The sequence below is a fragment of the Rhizobium sp. BIGb0125 genome (assembly GCF_024810055.1).
Lineage (GTDB): Bacteria > Pseudomonadota > Alphaproteobacteria > Rhizobiales > Rhizobiaceae > Agrobacterium.
This window is the reverse complement of record NZ_JANUDV010000009.1, coordinates 69,221-88,796: the sequence shown is the minus strand read 5'-3', so window position 1 is coordinate 88,796 and position 19,576 is coordinate 69,221. Positions and strand designations below refer to the sequence as shown.

Annotated in this window: 22 protein-coding genes; 20 read left to right on the top strand and 2 right to left on the bottom strand. The window is 54.8% G+C overall.

Going from position 1 to position 19,576, the window contains the following annotated elements:
• Positions 1–24: 24 nt before the first annotated feature.
• From M2418_RS22325 to M2418_RS22295, 7 genes are all read left to right on the top strand, one after another.
• Entirely contained in the window at positions 25–633 is a 609-nt protein-coding gene (locus M2418_RS22325; RefSeq protein WP_259149175.1) for a general stress protein, read from the top strand.
• Positions 634–707: 74 nt separating this feature from the next.
• Positions 708–1,214, top strand: a complete 507-nt coding sequence (locus M2418_RS22320) for a ferritin-like domain-containing protein (protein ID WP_250985743.1) — start codon at positions 708–710, stop codon at positions 1,212–1,214.
• A gap of 95 nt (positions 1,215–1,309) precedes the next feature.
• The gene (gene catE / locus M2418_RS22315; RefSeq protein ID WP_259149323.1) at positions 1,310–3,454 is read left to right on the top strand and encodes a catalase C; all 2,145 of its coding nucleotides are present in this window, start codon (positions 1,310–1,312) and stop codon (positions 3,452–3,454) included.
• 175 nt (positions 3,455–3,629) lie between these two features.
• The gene (locus tag M2418_RS22310; RefSeq protein WP_310503227.1) at positions 3,630–4,190 is read left to right on the top strand and encodes a DJ-1/PfpI family protein; all 561 of its coding nucleotides are present in this window, start codon (positions 3,630–3,632) and stop codon (positions 4,188–4,190) included.
• Between the two features lie 102 nt (positions 4,191–4,292).
• Entirely contained in the window at positions 4,293–4,655 is a 363-nt protein-coding gene (locus tag M2418_RS22305; protein WP_250985741.1) for a ribbon-helix-helix domain-containing protein, read from the top strand.
• Positions 4,656–5,021: 366 nt separating this feature from the next.
• Positions 5,022–5,231: a cold-shock protein gene (locus M2418_RS22300; RefSeq protein WP_192490079.1), complete on the top strand. Its 210-nt coding sequence runs from the start codon at positions 5,022–5,024 to the stop codon at positions 5,229–5,231.
• Between the two features lie 160 nt (positions 5,232–5,391).
• Positions 5,392–5,667: a hypothetical protein gene (locus M2418_RS22295; RefSeq protein ID WP_192490078.1), complete on the top strand. Its 276-nt coding sequence runs from the start codon at positions 5,392–5,394 to the stop codon at positions 5,665–5,667.
• A gap of 926 nt (positions 5,668–6,593) precedes the next feature.
• On the opposite strand, the gene M2418_RS22285 is transcribed toward M2418_RS22295, so the two are convergent.
• A complete protein-coding gene (locus tag M2418_RS22285) occupies positions 6,594–7,313 on the bottom strand; it encodes a fumarylacetoacetate hydrolase family protein (RefSeq protein ID WP_259149165.1) in 720 nt (239 codons plus the stop codon).
• Between the two features lie 173 nt (positions 7,314–7,486).
• Between M2418_RS22285 and M2418_RS22280 the strand changes: the two genes are divergently transcribed.
• From M2418_RS22280 to M2418_RS22235, 10 genes are all read left to right on the top strand, one after another.
• Positions 7,487–8,500 (top strand): ABC transporter substrate-binding protein, encoded by a 1,014-nt coding sequence (locus M2418_RS22280; RefSeq protein ID WP_259149164.1) that lies wholly within the window; start codon positions 7,487–7,489, stop codon positions 8,498–8,500.
• The gene (locus M2418_RS22275; RefSeq protein ID WP_192490190.1) at positions 8,497–9,303 is read left to right on the top strand and encodes an ABC transporter ATP-binding protein; all 807 of its coding nucleotides are present in this window, start codon (positions 8,497–8,499) and stop codon (positions 9,301–9,303) included. Before M2418_RS22280 ends, M2418_RS22275 begins: the two co-directional genes overlap by 4 nt.
• The gene (locus M2418_RS22270) at positions 9,300–10,172 is read left to right on the top strand and encodes an ABC transporter permease (protein ID WP_250984626.1); all 873 of its coding nucleotides are present in this window, start codon (positions 9,300–9,302) and stop codon (positions 10,170–10,172) included. The genes M2418_RS22275 and M2418_RS22270 overlap by 4 nt, the downstream gene beginning before the upstream one ends.
• A 25-nt stretch (positions 10,173–10,197) precedes the next feature.
• Complete coding sequence (locus M2418_RS22265) at positions 10,198–10,938, top strand: GntR family transcriptional regulator (protein ID WP_259149163.1); 741 nt, start codon at positions 10,198–10,200, stop codon at positions 10,936–10,938.
• A 9-nt stretch (positions 10,939–10,947) separates the two neighbouring features.
• On the top strand, positions 10,948–12,537 hold the full coding sequence (locus M2418_RS22260; protein WP_250984628.1) for a gamma-glutamyltransferase family protein: 1,590 nt from the start codon (positions 10,948–10,950) through the stop codon (positions 12,535–12,537).
• Positions 12,538–12,770: 233 nt separating this feature from the next.
• Positions 12,771–13,061 (top strand): hypothetical protein, encoded by a 291-nt coding sequence (locus tag M2418_RS22255; protein ID WP_250984629.1) that lies wholly within the window; start codon positions 12,771–12,773, stop codon positions 13,059–13,061.
• Positions 13,061–13,327: a DUF1488 domain-containing protein gene (locus M2418_RS22250; protein ID WP_250984630.1), complete on the top strand. Its 267-nt coding sequence runs from the start codon at positions 13,061–13,063 to the stop codon at positions 13,325–13,327. Before M2418_RS22255 ends, M2418_RS22250 begins: the two co-directional genes overlap by 1 nt.
• A gap of 335 nt (positions 13,328–13,662) precedes the next feature.
• On the top strand, positions 13,663–13,917 hold the full coding sequence (locus M2418_RS22245) for a hypothetical protein (protein ID WP_250984631.1): 255 nt from the start codon (positions 13,663–13,665) through the stop codon (positions 13,915–13,917).
• 148 nt (positions 13,918–14,065) lie between these two features.
• Positions 14,066–14,257 (top strand): hypothetical protein, encoded by a 192-nt coding sequence (locus M2418_RS22240; RefSeq protein ID WP_259149162.1) that lies wholly within the window; start codon positions 14,066–14,068, stop codon positions 14,255–14,257.
• A 298-nt stretch (positions 14,258–14,555) separates the two neighbouring features.
• A complete protein-coding gene (locus M2418_RS22235) occupies positions 14,556–14,999 on the top strand; it encodes a hypothetical protein (RefSeq protein ID WP_192490182.1) in 444 nt (147 codons plus the stop codon).
• Positions 15,000–15,265: 266 nt separating this feature from the next.
• Here M2418_RS22235 and M2418_RS22230 read toward each other — a convergent pair whose 3' ends face one another.
• Positions 15,266–15,760, bottom strand: coding sequence for a hypothetical protein (locus tag M2418_RS22230; RefSeq protein ID WP_250984633.1), 495 nt, complete (start codon positions 15,758–15,760; stop codon positions 15,266–15,268).
• Between the two features lie 134 nt (positions 15,761–15,894).
• On the opposite strand from M2418_RS22230, the gene M2418_RS22225 reads away from it, so the two are divergent.
• From M2418_RS22225 to M2418_RS22215, 3 genes are all read left to right on the top strand, one after another.
• Positions 15,895–16,557, top strand: a complete 663-nt coding sequence (locus M2418_RS22225; RefSeq protein ID WP_250984634.1) for a response regulator transcription factor — start codon at positions 15,895–15,897, stop codon at positions 16,555–16,557.
• Positions 16,554–17,921, top strand: a complete 1,368-nt coding sequence (locus M2418_RS22220; RefSeq protein ID WP_250984635.1) for a HAMP domain-containing sensor histidine kinase — start codon at positions 16,554–16,556, stop codon at positions 17,919–17,921. Before M2418_RS22225 ends, M2418_RS22220 begins: the two co-directional genes overlap by 4 nt.
• Before the next feature lie 371 nt (positions 17,922–18,292).
• Positions 18,293–19,480: a glycosyltransferase gene (locus M2418_RS22215; protein WP_259149153.1), complete on the top strand. Its 1,188-nt coding sequence runs from the start codon at positions 18,293–18,295 to the stop codon at positions 19,478–19,480.
• The last annotated feature ends 96 nt before the right edge of the window (positions 19,481–19,576 follow it).

Here is a 19,576-nt window from a genome sequence, read left to right as displayed (position 1 = left end):
AATATAACCATAGGAATTTCAATTATGAAAACTGTAACCGGCCTTTTCGACAACTATTCCGATGCAAGCGCAGCTGTCGGCGCGCTTGAGTCAGCGGGCGTAAAATCCAGCGACATCAGTATCGTTTCTCACAATGCGGACGATCGACACGCGGATAATTCAAATGCAGCCGAGGGCGCTGGCACGGGTGCTGGCATAGGCGCCGCCATTGGCGGCACTGGTGGCCTGCTCACGGGTCTCGGTCTGATGGCAATCCCAGGCGTTGGACCGGTCGTGGCCGCCGGATGGCTGGCCGCCACAGCTGCCGGTGCCGTTGCCGGCGCAGTCGCAGGCGGCGCGACCGGCGGGATAATCGGTGCCATGACAAGCTCGGGCGTAACCGAAGACGACGCGCACGTCTATGCCGAAGGCGTTCGCCGGGGCGGAACGCTGGTAACGGCTAAAGTCGAGGACACGCTCGCTCCACAAGCAGACGAAATTTTGAAGCGCTCGAACCTGGTTGATCCGACAGAGCGGCGAGCCGCTTACCAGGAGCAGGGTTGGACGCGTTTCGACGACACCCTTGACCCCTACCCCGCCGAGGAAATCGAGCAGGAACGTAACCGCTATCGCCGCACAGGCGCTGGTCTCTAGCCCGACAAAGCCCGCCAATAAGAGGCGTGTTTTCAAGTTTCAGTTCACCCCTTTTAAGAAATAGGACAACACCAATGGCTAACGAAAAAACATTGAACGACCTTTTCCTCGATACGCTCAAGGACATCTACTTCGCTGAGAAACAGATCCTGAAGGCCTTGCCGAAAATGGCGCGCGCCGCGCAATCAGAAGAAGGCAAGGCTGGCTTCCTCCAGCATCGCGACGAAACTCAGGTTCAGATCGAGCGTCTGGAGCAGATTTTCGAGCTTCTTGGCAAGCCCGCTCGCGGCAAGACATGCGAAGCGATCCAGGGCATTCTCGCAGAAGGCGAAGAGATCATGGAGGACTACAAAGGCACGGCAGCGCTCGATGCCGGACTGATTTCTTCCGCGCAGGCTGTCGAGCACTATGAGATCGCCCGTTATGGCACGCTGAAGTCCTGGGCCAGCCAGCTTGGAATGAAGGAGGCGGCCTCGTTACTGGATGCCACCTTGCAGGAAGAGATTGCCACGGACCAGAAGCTGACGGCCCTCGGTGAATCTTCAGCCAATGCCAAAGGCACGATGAAAAAAGCCAGCTAGACTACCGACACTACGGATCAGGCCGCCCTTTGGGGGCGGCCTTTCTGCTTTCGGGCCGCAGGCGCCCGTCGAACCCAGTTCATCAGGAGCCCACCATGGCCAAGAACACAACCGCTAAATCGCCGCATTCCGCACCCGATACCGCCACGATACACGATGTGACGCTACAGCGCGGGCCGGGTGGCGAACTACACCAGATAGCCGAAGGCGACACACCCATATTGACCACCGCCCAGGGCGGACCAATTGCGGACGACCAGAACTCGCTGCGCATCGGGGCCTTGGGACCACTCGTCGTCGACGACTTTCACTTCCGTGAGAAGATGTTTCATTTCGACCACGAGCGGATTCCCGAACGGGTCGTGCATGCGCGCGGTTATGGTGCGCATGGATTCTTCGAAACGTACGATTCTTTTGCCGCCTACACGAAAGCTGATTTCCTACAGCGTAAAGGCGAAAAGACGCCCGCCTTCGTACGTTTCTCGACCGTAGCCGGAAACAAGGGGTCTGCCGACCTCGCACGTGACGTGCGCGGGTTTGCCGTCAAGCTCTACACCCAGGAAGGCAACTGGGATCTGGTGGGCAACAACATTCCGGTCTTTTTTATCCAGGACGCCATCAAATTCCCGGACCTCATTCATGCGGCCAAGCAGGAACCGGATAGGGCCTTCCCCCAAGCGCAGACGGCCCATGACAATTTCTGGGACTTCATCAGTCTCACTCCGGAGAGTATGCACATGGTCATGTGGACCATGTCCGATCGTGCCATACCGCGGTCTTTCCGCTTCATGGAAGGTTTCGGGGTGCACACCTTCCGCCTGGTGAATGCCAAGGAGGAGTCGACTTTCGTTAAATTCCACTGGAAGCCAAAACTGGGCCTTCAGTCCGTGGCCTGGAACGAAGCGGTCAAAATCAACGGCGCCGACCCGGACTTCCACCGTCGCGATCTCTGGAACGCCATCCAGTCAGGCAACTTTCCAGAATGGGAGCTGCAGGTCCAGCTTTTCGATCAGGCTTTCGCCGACAGCTTTGATTTCGACGTACTCGACCCGACGAAACTCATCCCAGAGGAAATCATCAAGCCTCAGCCGATCGGGCGGCTGGTCCTTGACCGCATGCCAGACAACTTCTTCGCGGAAACCGAGCAGGTTGCCTTCATGACGCAGAACGTACCTCCGGGCATCGATTTCAGTAACGACCCTCTTCTGCAGGGCCGCAACTTTTCTTACCTCGACACACAATTGAAACGCCTGGGCGGGCCGAATTTCACGCACCTGCCTATCAATGCCCCGAAGTGTCCGTTTGCACATTTCCAACAGGACGGTCATATGGCAATGCGCAATCCTGTCGGTAAGGTCAATTACCAGCCGAACTCGTTTGGCGAAGGACCGCGGGAATCGCCGACCCGTGGGTACCGGCATTTCCCCGCCGAAGAACAGGGGGCAAAAGCCCGGCTACGTCCGGAGAGCTTTGCTGACCACTATAGCCAAGCAAGGCAATTCTTTATCAGCCAAACACCACCGGAACAGCGCCACATCGCCGCTGCTTTGACATTTGAACTCAGCAAGGTTGAAATCCCGGTCATTCGCGAGCGCATGATATCCCATCTTTTAAACATCGATGAGACGCTTGCCACGACTGTTTCCCAGAAGCTCGGCATCAAGAAACTGCCAAAGCCTGCTGACGCTGCGGTACCAACGCGCCAGGATCTGGAGCCATCCCCCGCGCTCAGTATCATCGAAAACGGGCCCCAGCGCTTCGAAGGGCGAAAACTTGGTATTCTGGTCACCGATGGTGTGGATGCCAGGCTGCTGAAAGGTCTGACAGATGCCATCATAAAGGAAAAAGGTGTTGTCGAGCTGATTGCGCCCAAGGTAGGTGGGGTAGAAGCCTCTGATGGGAGTTGGATCGAGGCTCAGCATATGATCGATGGCGGACCGTCGGTCCTGTTCGATGCCGTGGCCATTCTCACGTCGACCGATGCGATTGACGACCTAGTGAATGAGGCGACTGCCAGAGACTTTGTGGCCGACGCTTTTCAGCACTGCAAATTCATCGGTTACGATCAATCAGCGCTCCCGCTGCTTGAAAAAGCGGGGATTGCAGACCTTGATGAAGGCGTTCTGGCTTTGCCCGGAGAAGAGGGCCTGTCAGCTTTCGTTTCGGAACTTGGCAAACTTCGTGTCTGGGGCCGTGAGCCATCGGTAAAGCTTGGTAAGGCTTCTCCGCCAATCAAGTAGCCTAGATGGGCGGGGTTGTCCCCGCCCATCAACCAGCAAACGATCGCACATCCAAAGTGACACACGGAGCGCTGCGAGCATGAAAATATTACGGTCGTAGTATTGGAATAACACCCGTTTCAATGGACTTCGTCTAATCTGTTGCTGCAATCATCGCGGCTATAGGGAGGGATGTATGATGGCGAAGATTCTTATGATTACCGGTGACTTCACCGAGGACTATGAAACGATGGTTCCGTTCCAGACGCTTCTGGCCTGCGGCCACAGCGTCGATGCCGTATGCCCCGGCAAAAAGGCGGGCGACAAGGTCAAGACCGCGATACACGATTTCGAAGGCGACCAGACCTACTCGGAAAAACCCGGCCACAATTTCACTTTGAATGCCGATTTCGCATCGGTCGATCCAGCGCATTACGATGCGTTAGTCGTCCCGGGCGGCCGTGCACCGGAATATCTCCGGATGGACCCCGATGTCCTCGCCAAGGTGAAGCATTTTTTTGACGAGGGAAAACCGGTTGCCGCAATATGCCACGGGGCTCAGTTGCTCGCTGCAGCAGGCGTTCTGAAGGGTCGTATCTGCTCGGCGTACCCGGCCTGCGCTTACGAAGTAACGGCATCGGGTGGAACATTCGCCGAGATTGCAGTGACAGAAGCCGTCACCGATGGCAATCTGGTGACGGCGCCAGCATGGCCCGCACACCCGGCATGGCTCAAGCAGTTTCTTGCGATTCTTTAAGAGCAGTCTCCAACTCCGGGCGAACCAGTGGGCAGTAGGATTGTTGCCAGCTCGAGGAATGTTCACACTGCTCTAACATTAATGGGAAGGGAGGCCCTTGCGATGTGCGAACTCTTTATCAAGGCCGATGCCAGTCAGTGGCAAAGCTGCACCCATAGTCTGCGCATCGATGGTGTGACCACTTCGATCCGGATCGAAAATCATTTCTGGTATACGCTCAGCGAAATCGGCCTGCGCGACGGCATGACTGTCGCGCAGCTCATAACAAGGCTATGGCATGAGGCGATGGATGCCGATCATGATCTCGGCAACTTCACCTCATTCTTGCGCGTATGCTGTGCCCGTTACCACGCCCTCATCGCTGCGGGCGAAATTTCGGCAAATCTAAGCATCCCTATTGCCGATCACGCGGCCCGCGAAATACTTGCCCGGGAGGCACAGCAGTATAACACGATAGTCAACTGACAAGGGTGCTCTGCCGTGATTTGCCTTCTACCACGCACCTCAAGCAACTGGCCTGCCCGGACGTTTCAGATCCTGGGTGGCGAAAGTGCTGTTTCGTCAAATCCCGATCTGCCGATCACCGACGAGATGGAAATGACGTGGCGGCCGCATTGACACCCATAGGTAGAATTGCCTGCTCGCAAAACTAAAAGTTGACAATCAGATTAAGATCCACTATATATCCATTATCGATATTTTCTTGCTGAGCTTTGGTTACCGCGCGATTAGCACCGCGCTTTCAACGAACCCTCCCTTTAAAACAATCGTTATCATCATCCGCAGCGCAGTCGCGCTGAGGTCATCTATATTGCTATGAAAGGGTTCATTATGATCACCGGCACAGTTAAATGGTTTAATTCCACCAAGGGCTTCGGCTTTATCCAGCCTGACAACGGCAGCGCTGACGCGTTCGTTCATATCTCTGCCGTCGAGCGCGCCGGAATGCGCGAAATCGTCGAAGGCCAGAAGCTTAGCTACGATCTGGAGCGCGACAACAAGTCCGGCAAAATGTCGGCTTGCAATCTTCAGGCTGCTTAAATCGGTATCTGCTTTCCTTTGACCACGGATGTACTGGCACTGTTGAAAGCACAATACCTACTGAGGTCAGGCAAGTTGCCTGGCCTTTTTTTTGGCCTGATGACACCGCAACTGCGCTGGTGGCCCAGGTGGCCAGTGGCCGCAATAACAGGAGTTCTCGATGACGAACCAAGCCAACGAACTTCAGGCAATCAACACGGCGTGGCAGATTGCCGTGCAGGAAATTCTGCGGATGGTCGTTCGAGACCTGTACAAATCAGGGGATGAGGCGTCCTTCCAAGCGCATATCAAGAGAGTGGAAGAGGCCGCCGTCGACAGCATCTACACCGGACTGATGCTTCGCGGGACTGATGAATGGACGGAAGTGCTTGTCAAGGAAAAGGCCAGTAACTTCGTCACGACGCTTTTGACGTCGTTCACTTATGACAAGGTCTAATTATGTCAGCACTAACGACGCTCCCATAGCGTTGACGAGTTTTTCGCGGCGTCCAATGTGCCACTTCATCAATAGATGATGGAACACACGGTATCAACGCTTCCCAGTTAGATGATTCTTAGAAATCGTTCTTAGCAATCTCTGTTAAGCGAAAACTGGTTACAACGGTCCTCGCAACGGTAGACCGGGCAATTCTGTACATCGCGCGTCGGAACGCTGTTTCTGGCAGCATATTCACCAATCTCGCATTGCCGGGCACTGCTGACGTAACGGTCGTAGAGTGTCATGTTACGAACGCGTGTTGATGGATAACGGAGAATTACGGCACCTTCCCTGTCAATCGCACTTTGTACCGCTGCGCAGTTCATTGAGGGCGTTTCATAGCGAGATATGGCAGATGCTGGTGAAGCTGCAAGAGTAGCAAGTACAATCATAAATGTTGTCTTGAGCATGGGTTTGCCTTTCCTTGACGTCGAGACCACTTGCGTCAACCGCAGACGCTGCCCAACCGAGAGTCGAACAATCGAAACACCAATTAGTTCCTCAGCCCCATGCAATCGCTGAGAAGCAGGCGCCTATGCTGCCTGGCGGCAGCGGCCTCGCCCGCGCTGTGGCAATTCCATGACCAACATATTGAAGAACGTTGCCAACCAGACCGTCACGGACGAAGGCAGTTGCAACCCACCATCACGATAGAGGAAAAGCAACAGTCTGCTGCAAAATCTCTTTCACCAACCGAGGCGAAGAGGCTTTCCGATGCGTTTCGCGCGCTCGACCCCAAGCCCAGTTTTTTGTCTCGTGAGATGGTCGAGCATAACGCATTATGAGATGAAACCCCGGCGACTTGACGCAATCGGCCAGACATTGCTGCCTGGCCGATCCATGTAAAGCAGTACTTATTCCTTGCGGAAAAGAAATGTCCCCGATCAGGCAGCAGCCTTGACCGACGCGCCGATCGTCACGGTTAGCGTGCCGAGATTGTCGATGCTTCCCACGAGTACATTTCCCTCCGTAACGGGCCCTACCCCGTCCGGCGTACCGGTCATGATGACATCTCCCGGCTCCAGCGAGTAATAGCGCGATAGAGTTGAGATGATTTCCGGTGTGCGCCATATCATCAGGCCAAGGTCTGAGTCCTGATGCGCCTTGCCGTCGACTTCCAGTTTAATACGGCCTGTTGCCGGGTGACCGACCTGTTCAACGGGATAGACTGGACCGCAAGGTGCAGACAGATCGAATGACTTTTTCAACTCCCATGGCGAACGTGGCCCTTCTGCGGTGTCGAGAAGCGTCCGTCGTGTCATGTCGAGGCAGATGCCATAGCCGAATACATGCGATAACGCCTCCGCTTCGGGAATGTCATATCCCCCTGACTTCATGACGACCATCAGCTCAAGTTCGAAATGAAAATCATTGGTTTTGGGCGGATACGGCACGGTCCCCCCATCCTGAACCACGCAGTCTCGGGGCTTTTGGAATACAAGCGGAAAATCGCGTGTTTCGTCTCCGCCCATTTCACGCACATGGGCAACATAGTTGCGCCCGATGCAATAGATGCGTCGGACAGGAAATCGTTTGTCACTGCCAACGACAGGCAGGCTCGGTTGCTCCGGTGCAGGCACGGCAAAGGTGGCTTCTGGCTTCATTTAGGCAATCCTGAGAGTTTGATACGCCTCAGAACAATATGCATGTTACTGCGCCTGTCTATAAAAATCTGCATATTTTTAAAAAAAAGAAAAAAATATGAATATTGATTGACAGTCCGCAAAGTTAGTGACTTCCTGAAGACGTTGCAGAAGACAACGAAGGGGAACAGCAGATGATCACACGCAGAACACTGATGGCCTTCACGGCATCCGCCGCGATGTTTCTATCCGGCCATGCCATGTCCCAGGAGAAAAAGGAGTTGGTCATTGCCTATCCCAGCTCCATGGGACTGGGTTATTTCGCCCTCTACAACGCAATCGGAGAGGGATATTTTGAGGAGGAGAATATTACGATCCGTCCCGAAAGCCTCAACGGTTCCGCCCAGGTAATCCAGGCCCTGCTCGCCGGTCAGGCGCAGCTTGGCCATCCCGGCCCCGGCCCGCTTTTGAATGCCCGTGGCCGCGGTGAGGATCTGGTCTATATCTACAACTACTTTGCGCGCAGCCAGTTTAACCTGGTAACGACAGAGGATTCGCCCTTCCAAACACCTGCAGATCTCAAGGGCAAAGTCATTGGTGTGGGTACGTCGGACGGAGCCGAAGTCGCTTTCGTGCGATCGATCTTCGATGCCGCCGGAATGAAGGAAGGCAGCGACTATACCTTTATTACCGTAGGTGAAGGAGGAATGGCCGTTGCCGGGTTCGCAAACAAATCAATCGATGCATACGCCGCCGATACTGCCGGCACCGCGACGCTGCGTTTGCGCGGTGTAAAACTGCGCAATCTGACACCACCCGACTTCAAGGCCTATTTTGGCAATGGATATGTGACGACACGGGCGTTTCTCGATGACAACAAAGATATACTGGAGGGCTTCGGGCGCGCACTCGTCAGGGGAGTGAAGTTCGGCATCGATCCTGCAAACCGCGAAGCAACGCTGCAACATGCACAGATGGGCAACCCGCAGCAGCTAGAGGACAAGGAATTCGCAAGCGCACTTCTGGATATCTACTTCGATCTCACCACACCGCTCGATCCCATGAAGGGTTATGGATACCAGAACCCCGTGGCGTGGCAGCAGTGGCAGAGCACCCTTGTGGCGGCAGGCGATCTGAAGCAGCCTTTGGACAATCTCGAGCAGGCCTACACCAACGAGTTCATTGAAAAGTGGAACGCTCCGAGATGATAGCTGCACAGAGGAAAGCTGTGGTGGAAAAGCCTGACAAGCCGGTCTTTCAGTTGAGTAATGTCAGCAAGATCTATGGCCAGCGCGACGTTGTTGCGCTGGAGGCTGTCGACATAACGCTGAACAAGGGGGAATTTCATTCAGTCATTGGCTCCAGCGGGTGCGGAAAGTCAACGCTTCTAAAGATCATGGCGGGTCTGACACCTCCATCCCGAGGCAGGGTCATGCTATCGGGAACGCCGGTTATGGGGCCACGTCCGGATATTGGCATGATGTTCCAGCAAGCGACATTATTTCCATGGCGAACAACACTGGAGAACATCCTTTTACCCCTCGAAATCCGCGAGGGACGCGCCGTGGCTGCCGCGGCGCGAGCAAAAGCCGAAGCTCTTTTGTCGCTGGTCGGTTTGAAGGGATTTGAACACACCTATCCCGGTCAGCTCTCAGGCGGCATGGCACAACGGGCAGCAATTTGCCGGATGCTGATTGCAGATCCCGATGTACTGCTGCTGGATGAGCCGTTCAGTGCGCTCGATGAAATCACTCGCGATTTCATGAACATGGAATTGCAAAGAGTGTGCCTCGAACGCGGCGCCTCGGCATTTCTCGTGACGCACTCCATTTCAGAGTCTGTCATCCTGTCGGATATTGTCCACGTCATGTCCGCAAGGCCTGGACGCGTTGTCAAATCCATCAAGATCGACCTACCTCGCCCAAGAACACTTGAAATGAGCACGCTGCCGGAATTCGGGCATTACACGTCAACCATTCGCAACCTTCTCGACAAGGGGGCTTTCCTATGACCGATGCAACATCCTCCGGCTTGATGTCAGGCTCGGAAGACGACACCGTATGGACAGAGCGGGTTTCATGGATATCCCTGCTCCCCAGGTGGGTCTCAATGACCATCCTGATGCTGGCATTTCTGTCATGCTGGCAGCTTGTGTCGTCGGCAGGCATCGTTTCCCAGCTGATCTTGCCATCACCACTGGCCACACTTTACGACCTGGGATTTGTGGGCCGTAACCTGCTCTCTGGGCAGTACATGCTTCCCGCACTGTGGGTCACCGCGCAAGAAGTCTTCTGGGGCTTTATCCTTGCGCTGGCAATCGGCGTTTTTCTCGGAGTGCTTGTCGGTGAGACCTCGTTCGGCGAACGCGCAGTGATGCCCTATGTCGTAGCAATCGATACCATGCCCAAGCTTGCATTTGCGCCATTGTTTGTTGCGTGGCTGGGTTTCGGCATCACCTCCAAGGTCGCACTTGCAGCCTTCATATCCGTTTTCCCCATTGTGGTAGGTACGGCTGCAGGGCTGCATGCCGCAGATGAGAATGCCAGAATGCTCTTTAAAAGCATCGGCGCATCACGGTTGCAGACACTGCTCAAACTCAAAATTCCCACTGGACTGCCACAGTTCTTTACAGGTTTGAAAATTGCTTCGATAAGCGTTGTATCTGGCGCGATTGCCGGTGAATTTCTGGGTGGGGGCAAAGGATTTGGAGAACTGATCCGCATCGCTGCTGCTCAACTCGATACGCCGCGTGTATTCTCGCTAATTATGTATCTCAGCCTTCTGGGCCTGCTGATGTTCGGACTGGTTTCATGGATGCAGTACCGGTTTGTTTTCTGGCAGAGAGGCCCGGATGCGGTCAGAAAGACAAAGAAAAAATGAAGCTTCTGTCTCATGGAAAGAATGAATGGCAAAGGTGAGCGACAAGACAACGCTGGCAACCGCAGTGTACCAGAAATTGCGAATGGATATAATCAATGGCTCATTCAAGCCTGGCGAAAAGCTTCGCATTGAAACGATTGCCGCCAATTATGAAGTGGGTAGCAATGCGGTTCGGGAGGCATTGTCGCGGCTTTCCTCCGAGCGGTTGGTCGATCGCCACGAGCAGCGCGGTTTTTCTGTCCCGTCCATAGCGCTAGAGGAATGGCGCATCTTGGTGAAAACACGCTGCTGGCTTGAAACCAGGGCGCTGGAAGAATCCATCAACAATCGCACCGCAGTCTGGGAAGAAGGCATCGTTGTCGCATTCCATCGGCTGTCACGCTATAAATCGTCGGGTTTTCCCGATGACAGGCCCGGCTGGGAAGATGCGCACCGCAGTTTCCATCGCGCGCTGTTGTCGAATTGCGGCTCGCCCTGGTTGCTCGACTTCTGCGACATCCTTGCCGATCACGCCGCACGCTATGTCTCCATTTCCAATGCGTATCGCACCGTCCCCCGTGACGGCACCGCCGAACATGAAGCCCTTATGAGGGTTGTGATCGACGGCAACAGCCAGGATGCCTGTGCAGCGCTCATCACACATTACACAAGAACGCTCCAGTTGATCGAGCACCTGTTCGATGGAGGTGTCATGACCGGTAATCCCGGAAAGACAACCGATCTTCCCGCGATTGATCCTGCCGAACTGTTGAAACTCAATTTCTGAAAGATTAAAATGAAGTTCCCGGTTTCCCCGAAATACGTTTCCCGCCGCTCACCTGTCATGGCGCGCAATGTCGTTTCGACATCGCATCCGCTGGCCACTGAAGCCGGTCTGTCGATGTTACGCAAGGGTGGCAATGCGGTTGACGCCGCACTTGCTGCAGCGATTACCCTGCCTGTAGTAGAGCCCACTGGTAATGGGCTTGGCTCGGATGCCTTCTGCATTCTTTGGGATGGCAAGGAACTTCACGGCCTCAATGCCTCGGGACGTTCACCCGCAGGTTGGACGCCGGAACGCTTCACTGGTTCTTCAATGCCCCGCAGAGGCTGGGAAAGTGTTACGGTCCCGGGCGCTGTTTCCGCCTGGGTTGATCTCTCGTCGCGCTTTGGCAAACTTCCGTTCGAAACTCTGTTTGAACCGGCGATCCATTACGCCTCGCACGGCTTTCACGTTACGCCGATTATTGCCGACCAATGGCAACGCGGAGCTGATGAGCTGAAAAGCCAGCCGGGTTTTGCGCAAACCTTCATGCCTGGAGGACGGGCTCCGGGTGCTGGCGAATTATTCCGCTCGGCTGATATGGCGCAAAGTCTGCGCCTGATTGCGCAGACGAAAGGCGAGGCATTCTATAGCGGCAGCCTGGCTGAAAAGATCGTGGCATTCGCAAGAGAACATGATGCTGTACTGAATGTTGATGATCTCGCACAGCATAAAAACGACTGGTGCGGGACCATCAGCCAGAACTTTGGCGACACAAGCCTTCATGAAATTCCCCCTAACGGACAGGGAATTGCAGCGCTGATGGCGCTCGGCATCTTGCAAGGCACCGAAATTGCGGATCTGGACCCCGACAGCCCCGAAGCAATGCACTTGCAGATCGAGGCCATGAAACTGGCATTTGCCGACATTCACGCCTATGTCGCCGACCAACTCCATATGACCGACGTCACCATTTCACACCTGCTAGAGCCAGCTTATCTGGCCCGACGCGGCCAACTAATTGATCGCACAAAAGCGACAAACTTCCCGACCGGCGCGCCGAAAGACGGTGGTACGGTATGCCTTGCCACTGGTGACGAGAGCGGAATGATGGTCTCGTTCATTCAGTCGAACTATGCCGGTTTTGGCTCTGGCGTGGTTGTGCCGGGTACGGGTATCAGCCTCCAGAACCGTGGCTTCGGCTTTTCGACCACCGATGGTCATCCAAATCAGGTCGGTCCTTCGAAACGGCCATTTCATACCATTATTCCAGGCTTCGTGATGGGCAAATCGGCACCGGTCATGGCTTTTGGCCTTATGGGGGGACCAATGCAGGCTCAAGGTCATCTCCAGATGATGCTACGTACGCAGGTATGGCGACAGAACCCGCAAACCGCCGCCGATGCTCCGCGCTGGCGGGTGATTTCAGGGCTTGATGTCGCGCTGGAGAACTCAATGGATGCCGCGACAATCGAAGGACTTGCTGCACTGGGCCACCGCGTTACAGCCGAGGCCCCCGAGGCAAGCTTCGGGTTCGGCGGCGCTCAAATGGTCCATCGCATCGATGGTGGCTATGTTGCGGGGTCAGACCCACGCAAAGACGGTTGCGCGGCGGGATTTTAGAGGACATCGCAGCTGCAAGGCTTCTATTTACTTGAACCTCAACTGTCGCATGGCATGACCGACGGATGAGCTGTACGGGAGCGCCAATAGGAAAACTGATGCCTAACTTTGTTCACTCGAACGAAGAGGCCTTGTAATCGGATAAATTGGCACGACCTTGGTTATAGTGACAGCTTGTTTTCGGACCGCTGTCGCCGAGGGGCAAAACCTTGCTCCCAACCAAGGAGGCCAGCATGTCTTCCACTCCAGCAGAAACAGTGCAGATCGACAATGCCGGCTTCAAGCTGATCAGGGACGTCCTGAGGGCTGCCGGTCTTCGGGGTATTGAAGCCGACGCCAGTTCCGACATGAAACGCGAGGCACTGATTTTTCTTACCACCGAGTTCCGTGATGGAACCAGGACGAAAGCTCACCTTTTAAAAGCTCTCACTCGGAGAAACCGTTCTGCAACAGCCACGGCCCGCGTTGGGCACTTGTCGACGGAAGATTCCATCGCCCGGTCACAGGATAAAGGAAGCTTTTGATGGGTATCACCTTTCCCAATGAAGCACGCAGTTTCGACGATAAAAACAGGTGTGTGCGATTCAGCGGTTATGACGGAATGTTCGAGGTGAAATTCTATCTCGCGACTGAGGTACTCGCCTGTGAGAAATCACACCGAAACGCAAGCGAGAGCGACTATCTGACATCGTTCGACACGCTGCGACCGAGAATCTTGAAAGCAGCTGCCTCGGCCTATGCGAAAGAAGGAAGCAGTGCCATTTCCCTCAGTCTCGAGAATTTCCGCTGAGGAGATCATTACACGGGAAGGAACGACTGTGCACCATTCAGCCACTGAAACACCTCCCTCATCAGCGGAGGTAAAAACCGTCCTGGTCAGCGAGTTCGCAAGAAGGTTTCGCCTGGATCAGATCGAGGAAAACAGATTACGGAAGCTCCTCGGCCCAGTTGCCAAAGAAATAGATCTACTCAGAAACGCGGGCCGATAGGCGCGGATAACTATTGGCCTTTTGCGCTCAGGTCAGGACGCCCATGCCCATGCAGTCGTGATTGTTGTGCGATGAAAGCGTAGCTGCTGATGCTGCGGACGACAGCCTCGACCTTCAAAAACAAAGGACAAGCAGCATGAAGTCAATTCAGGAATGGCTCAATGACAAGTGCGAGGAAATGGCCACTTCTTCAAGGTTCTCCAACGACACAGTCTATTTCGAGCGACAGGCGGACATCCTGCGCACTCAAGCCCGGGAAGACGGCTACGGAACTCTGGAGCTCGCGGACCATTGTGAGGGCAATATCGCCACCTATCTCATGAACCGGGTCAATACGCTGAACCGAGCCGAGATCGTCCGCGCAGTCGAGAACGCACCGTATGGAGAATGACCACCATGCCTCAGGCCAGTCCGAGCCCGTCGTCTGAGATCAGCAGGTGAGCCGTCAACCAAGTTAAAGTCGTGGGTCAACGGGCAATTACCACTCGTGTCATGCCTGATGCCTTCAAATATCGCGTAACCGCTTAACAGGAGCAATCATGACCAAGGACAATGCAGACACAACAGCGCAAGAGGCTGTTGAGGAGACGGCAAAAAAGGCACCGATTGCCTCGGACAACCCAGCCGCGGGTCCCCACGCCAAGCAGCACTTGATGGACAAAAGCAAAACACCGGGCACTGGCACTTTGCCCGATGTTGAAGACAAAAGCGTTTCGCCCGGCGGCGGCTGATATCGATGAACACACAGGAGAAAGCGACAGGATCGCCAAACAACGCGCGGTCTTTAATGCTGCGTACCGCTCGTCTGATTTGCGACACCATTCGTCGGCGCCTGCGCTCAAGGCAGGATCACAATCGGCAGGCGTTAGCCGATTACATGAAGCGATAATCTGCTCGATGTTTAGCAGCAAGGGAACCGCTTACTTCCAGGCTTGTTAGAGCTACGTACCAATGCTGGTACGGTCATGGCGGCGATCCTGCTAGCTAGTCAGTTACGGAGCAGGCGCTACGCGCAGTGGAGAGTGGACGATGTCAAATGTGACCAAAACAAGCGGCCTCGAAAACGATAATAAAACGAGTGAAACACATTTTGGGCAATCAGTAGAAAGCCTGGCGCAAATGCGGGATAGCGCGTCAGCCGAAGGACCGGCCGGTGAACCCCTCAATATCTACAGGCTGGAACCAACCGCCAGCATTGACGATCCAAGGTGGCAGAATGCTCCTCCGAGCGGTCCCATCACTGTTGCTGCTCGCACTTCAGGCGACGCCCGATTTGTCGCATCGAGCCGTGAAGTGGACTTCATGGAAATCGATTCCGCTCCAGCCGAAGACGTCACAACCGTCAATGCCAGTGCATTTCGAGACGAGAAGCTTTATACCGTCATCGAAATCGAGCATGGCCGGACCGATGTGCGTCGAGGTGTAATGGAAGGAACCGTTCGGGTCGATGCAATCCGGCCTCTAAAGGACTAGCAGTGAAACGGTGTTAGTTTTACCACACTTGGCGAGGCGTCACCATACATGGCCTTGGGACGTAGATATGTCTCGCAGGCTTTCGGCTGGAAACTCGGGATCGCGACCGATCATCCCCAAGAAGGATATTGATAAGTCGAGCGATGTGCGTGGCAGAGCACCACCTATTAACCTGCGAGACCATGTTGGGAACTACGCGACCCCGGCCCTGCACGATGCTGGAGCAGGCTCCACGCGCGAGCCCGCTCTAACACCAGCTTACCCGTTTAAGGCTTGAGGTGCTTGAGCATTTCAAGCGGCCGCTTATGCGGCGGCTTGCCTGCGGGGCCCAGCGCCTCAGTGCGTCCATCTTCGTGAACGATGTAGCTTCCGTGCAGGAAACCATCGTCAAAGCGGCCCTGTATCGTCACAAGTTCACTTGATGCGACAAGTTTACCGCCCTCGCCTTGTGGCCCAGTTTCGACAAGTGCACGACCGGAGTCGTCCTGAACGATGAACTTGTTGCCAAAAATCTCGGCCACCTTGCCTTTGATTGTAACGAGGCTGTCATCCGCCATAGCGGAGATTGCGACAGGCGTCATCGGAGCCACCTCGACGCTCGGCCTTGCCAACTTCATGGCGCCCGCACCTCCTGCAAGGCCGACAACGAGCCCAAGCGCGGCCAGTCCAAATGCACCAGCGCGCCTGCGTCTACGTCTGGGATCAGGTGGCAGATGCGGCTCAGTTGGATCAACGGAATTAATGTTATCGGATATAGACATCGTCGTCTCCTTTGGTTCAGACAACACCGTTCTACGCCACTCTTCCCGGCAACAGCCTGAACCAATTGGTTCAGCTTGAGTTAAGCCTGAAACTCATAGAACATTGCTAATCTTAGCCAGGATCGGACCTTTGGATGCGCGTACTTCTTGTCGAGGACGATATGGATCTCTCCAGCCGTCTCGCAGCGAGCCTCCGGACGGAGAATTTCGTTGTCGATATCGCACGCAATGGAGAGGACGCTGAGCATGCCGGCCTTACAGAGATCTTCGACGTCGCAATTCTCGATCTCGGCCTTCCGAAAATTGATGGCGTTTCAGTCCTGAAATCCTGGAGGGACGCAGATCGATCCTTCCCCGTGTTGGTTTTGACCGCGCGTGATGGCTGGCCCGATAAGGTGGCAAGTTTCAAAGCTGGCGCCGATGATTTTCTCTCCAAGCCATTCAAAATTGAGGAGCTTGTCCTGCGCATCCGCGCGCTTGTGAGGCGCGCCACGGGCCATGCAAGCGCTCGAATCAACTGCGGGCCACTGACGTTTGATGCACAGCTTGGCACGTTCGAGCATAACGGCGTACCCCTGAAGTTAACGGCGCTCGAATGGCGCGTACTGTCCTGCCTGACGCTGCGAAAAGAAACAGTGGTCGACAGGCGTGAGCTTTTAGAAAGGGTCTATGACGGCGACGCGGAGGTAGATTCAAATTCGATTGAAGTGATCATAGCACGCCTGCGCCGCAAGATCGGCCCGCAGCATATCGAGACCGTGCGGGGTCGTGGCTACATGCTGACGGCAGCATCATGAATATCTCAAGGCTTCTGCAGCGCTCAACGATATCCGGGCGGTTGATTGCGTTCTCCGCTATCTTTGTTGTTGCCGCAATCGTCGTCGCTTCAGTCGTCCTCTGGCTGATCGTCGCCGGCGTCGTCCGTTCGCAGGTCGATCAGCGCCTCGACACTCAGATCCAGGCGTTGCGGAGCGCCATCACCACCGCCCCCGACGGTGCAGTAACACTTTCCATTCAGCTAGATGGGCCACCCTTTGATAGGCCGGGATCCGGGTGGTACTGGCAGGTTTCCGGACAGTCCGTTCGGCTTACATCTCGCTCACTTTCCAACGGTACGATCGAGACACCAGGTCACGCTTTCGAATGGCGCCAGCTTTTCGCTGGCATGCCCAGGCCCGGTGGCACCACAGCACTACGCGGACAGGCCTTGCACTCGAGAAGGGCAGAGGCAACCGTCGGCGACAGGATCGTGACGATCACCGCCACCGCACCAGAAACTGCCCTGACCTCCCCCGCATTCCGGTCATTGATGTGGCTTCTTCCCGTCATGGCGCTGCTTGGCGGCAGTCTCATCGCAGGTACTATCTTGCAGGTTAGGTTTGGTTTGCGCCCCCTTCGCCAAATGACGGCAGATATTGGATCTGTGTTGACCGGCAATCGTTCGACCCTCCCCGAGCCGGGCGTTGAGGAACTTCGACCTGTCGCAACCGAGATCAATCGACTGATCGATCAAAGTGCGCAGCGTCTTGCCGACACGCGCGTGCATTTTGCAAACATGGCCCACGGGCTTAAAACACCGGTGGCCAGTATGATGCTGGCTCTCGATGATACAAATGACCCTGATAAAAGCATGAGAAAGCTGATTGAAAGAATTGACCGGCGTATTCAACATCATCTCGCCGACGGTCGTAAAGCAACAGCTGGCGATATGGCTCGCTCAACATCAACGGTCAGACCTCGCCTTAAAGACCTGCTCTTTGTTTTGGAACGGATCTATGCACACAAACATCTGTCTGTTGAATGCAAGGTCGACCCTTCTGTTGTTGTAGGCTGTGCAAACGAAGATTTCGATGAAATTTTTGGCAACATTCTCGACAACGCATTCAAGTGGGCAAATGAAACCATCCGGATTTGTGCACGGATCGAAGGTTCAGCCGTAACGATCGGTATTTTCGACGATGGACCAGGTATGCCCGATTCCGGAATCGAAGACGCGCTTCGCCCCGGATTTCGACTTGACGAAACTGTCGCAGGAGATGGCTTTGGCTTAAGCATATCGAAGGAGATTGTAGAACTGTACGGCGGCAGCATTGAATTGGCACCGATGAACCCGGGCTTGATGGTTAATGTGAAGCTCCCTGGCCCCCAAGCTCTTCGGTGACGTAAGGTATTACCCACTGGCACAATCCGGCCAGCGACAAGGTGCGCAACATGGAGTTGGGTCTGACCCTGCAATCCGCAGCGGCGGCATTTAGACCTGTTGGCAGGATGGCCCACGGAATTTACCTGCATCCAGTCCTTTGAGGCGGTTATCTGGCACCCTCAGGCCAAAACAATTTTCTAAACACAAATCCGAGGAAACTTAAAAAGATCTGCGGTGTTACTGCATATGCTGAGCGGGTACCCTGGATTTCCAAAACGAAGCCCGACCCGTCCGGCAAAATCGTCACCTGATGCTCACGATGGCTCCCGCAGGTTGTGATCGCTTTTTTCAGGCAATCCGTTACAGCACGAACTCACATATTGGAAACCATGGCAACTGAAAGCACCATCAAGGTTCGCGACCAGTCAAGCGGCAAGAAGCTGCAGCGGTTAGTGGTGATCAGTGATTTTCAGGAAGGGCCGCCCAGTTCTGTGGACACGCTATCTGTCGAGTTATCACGCCAAAAGTGGATCAGCGGTTCACGCGGCACTCCTCCCAGTCCTGTATCGTCACCACATCAGGTCATCGTTGAAGGCGGTTACATTGAACGCCTTCCTCTCGCCGCGCTCAAGAATGAGCTTGTCGACTGCGCGGAAGTCTGGACACACTGGCGTGGAGATCTCCCTCCGAAAGACCTGATATCTGCTAGCCCTTTCTTGAGGCGTCGCTCGTTCAGGATGAACGGTCCAGAGGCCCCGTTTTCGTCAAACGACATGCTGGGTCATATACAGGCCTTCGGGCCACCTGCAATATTGTGTGTCTGGGGTCTTGGTGTGAGTGAGGACATTCTTCTGGCATGCAGCGAAAGCTTCAAGATCTACAATTCCATCGATGCTCCCGCCCTTCGGGTGCCTGCAGAAGTAAGCCGCCACTTTGATCTTGTTATCACCGGGGCTGAGTGGCAATCGGAGATTGTTCGAGCTCGTCATCCAGGAATGCGAACTGCAGTCATGCCCATCGGCCCTGAATTTGCTTCCGAGATCACGTTCAGACCGTTGAACCTGCCCAAAATACATGACGTGATCTACGTCGCGGCAGCGCAACCTTACAAACGGCATGACATCCTGTTTCACGCTCTCCACAAACTGCCGCGAACCTTAAAAGCGCTTTGCGTGTGCGGTTATGGCGAAATGATGAGCGATTTACGCCGCCAGGTGGAAGAACTCGGCATCAACGTCGACTTTGTAGATCCTCCAGGCGTACCCTTCGCGGAAGTAAATCGGCTGATGAACCAGTCGCGCATGGGGGTCGTATGCGGTATCGACGATGGTGCTCCGGCGATAATTACTGAATACATGCTGGCTGGCATCCCTGTCCTTGCCAACAGCCTTCTGTCCTGTGGGTTGCAGTATATAACCCAAGACACAGGCCGGACCGCAACGGCTGAACTTTTCCATGAAGGCATCAGCCTTATGTTGAATATCCCAGGTGCCTTTCATCCGCGCAAAACTGTGCTGGAAAACTGGACCTGGCCACACAGCATCCAGAAGCTGCAAAACATAATCGACGAAACATAGCCAGATATCTTCAGCAACTGGAACATTATCTGACAATTGTTGTTAGGGGGCTGTCTGTTGCGAGGTAAGTTATGAATCGCCTGAGCTCATTCCCCG

What these genes read in the sequence shown, in the direction of transcription:
- M2418_RS22215 (WP_259149153.1), top strand. Translation starts at nt 18,293, where the DNA reads ATGGCAACTGAAAGCACCATCAAGGTTCGCGACCAGTCAAGCGGCAAG.
- M2418_RS22265 (WP_259149163.1), top strand. Translation starts at nt 10,198, where the DNA reads ATGGCAAAGGTGAGCGACAAGACAACGCTGGCAACCGCAGTGTACCAG.
- M2418_RS22235 (WP_192490182.1), top strand. Translation starts at nt 14,556, where the DNA reads ATGTCAAATGTGACCAAAACAAGCGGCCTCGAAAACGATAATAAAACG.
- M2418_RS22240 (WP_259149162.1), top strand. Translation starts at nt 14,066, where the DNA reads ATGACCAAGGACAATGCAGACACAACAGCGCAAGAGGCTGTTGAGGAG.
- M2418_RS22225 (WP_250984634.1), top strand. Translation starts at nt 15,895, where the DNA reads ATGCGCGTACTTCTTGTCGAGGACGATATGGATCTCTCCAGCCGTCTC.
- M2418_RS22230 (WP_250984633.1), bottom strand. Translation starts at nt 15,760, where the DNA reads ATGTCTATATCCGATAACATTAATTCCGTTGATCCAACTGAGCCGCAT.
- M2418_RS22280 (WP_259149164.1), top strand. Translation starts at nt 7,487, where the DNA reads ATGATCACACGCAGAACACTGATGGCCTTCACGGCATCCGCCGCGATG.
- M2418_RS22285 (WP_259149165.1), bottom strand. Translation starts at nt 7,313, where the DNA reads ATGAAGCCAGAAGCCACCTTTGCCGTGCCTGCACCGGAGCAACCGAGC.
- M2418_RS22250 (WP_250984630.1), top strand. Translation starts at nt 13,061, where the DNA reads ATGGGTATCACCTTTCCCAATGAAGCACGCAGTTTCGACGATAAAAAC.
- catE (WP_259149323.1), top strand. Translation starts at nt 1,310, where the DNA reads ATGGCCAAGAACACAACCGCTAAATCGCCGCATTCCGCACCCGATACC.
- M2418_RS22325 (WP_259149175.1), top strand. Translation starts at nt 25, where the DNA reads ATGAAAACTGTAACCGGCCTTTTCGACAACTATTCCGATGCAAGCGCA.
- M2418_RS22255 (WP_250984629.1), top strand. Translation starts at nt 12,771, where the DNA reads ATGTCTTCCACTCCAGCAGAAACAGTGCAGATCGACAATGCCGGCTTC.
- M2418_RS22300 (WP_192490079.1), top strand. Translation starts at nt 5,022, where the DNA reads ATGATCACCGGCACAGTTAAATGGTTTAATTCCACCAAGGGCTTCGGC.
- M2418_RS22260 (WP_250984628.1), top strand. Translation starts at nt 10,948, where the DNA reads ATGAAGTTCCCGGTTTCCCCGAAATACGTTTCCCGCCGCTCACCTGTC.
- M2418_RS22295 (WP_192490078.1), top strand. Translation starts at nt 5,392, where the DNA reads ATGACGAACCAAGCCAACGAACTTCAGGCAATCAACACGGCGTGGCAG.
- M2418_RS22220 (WP_250984635.1), top strand. Translation starts at nt 16,554, where the DNA reads ATGAATATCTCAAGGCTTCTGCAGCGCTCAACGATATCCGGGCGGTTG.
- M2418_RS22245 (WP_250984631.1), top strand. Translation starts at nt 13,663, where the DNA reads ATGAAGTCAATTCAGGAATGGCTCAATGACAAGTGCGAGGAAATGGCC.
- M2418_RS22310 (WP_310503227.1), top strand. Translation starts at nt 3,630, where the DNA reads ATGATGGCGAAGATTCTTATGATTACCGGTGACTTCACCGAGGACTAT.
- M2418_RS22320 (WP_250985743.1), top strand. Translation starts at nt 708, where the DNA reads ATGGCTAACGAAAAAACATTGAACGACCTTTTCCTCGATACGCTCAAG.
- M2418_RS22270 (WP_250984626.1), top strand. Translation starts at nt 9,300, where the DNA reads ATGACCGATGCAACATCCTCCGGCTTGATGTCAGGCTCGGAAGACGAC.
- M2418_RS22275 (WP_192490190.1), top strand. Translation starts at nt 8,497, where the DNA reads ATGATAGCTGCACAGAGGAAAGCTGTGGTGGAAAAGCCTGACAAGCCG.
- M2418_RS22305 (WP_250985741.1), top strand. Translation starts at nt 4,293, where the DNA reads ATGTGCGAACTCTTTATCAAGGCCGATGCCAGTCAGTGGCAAAGCTGC.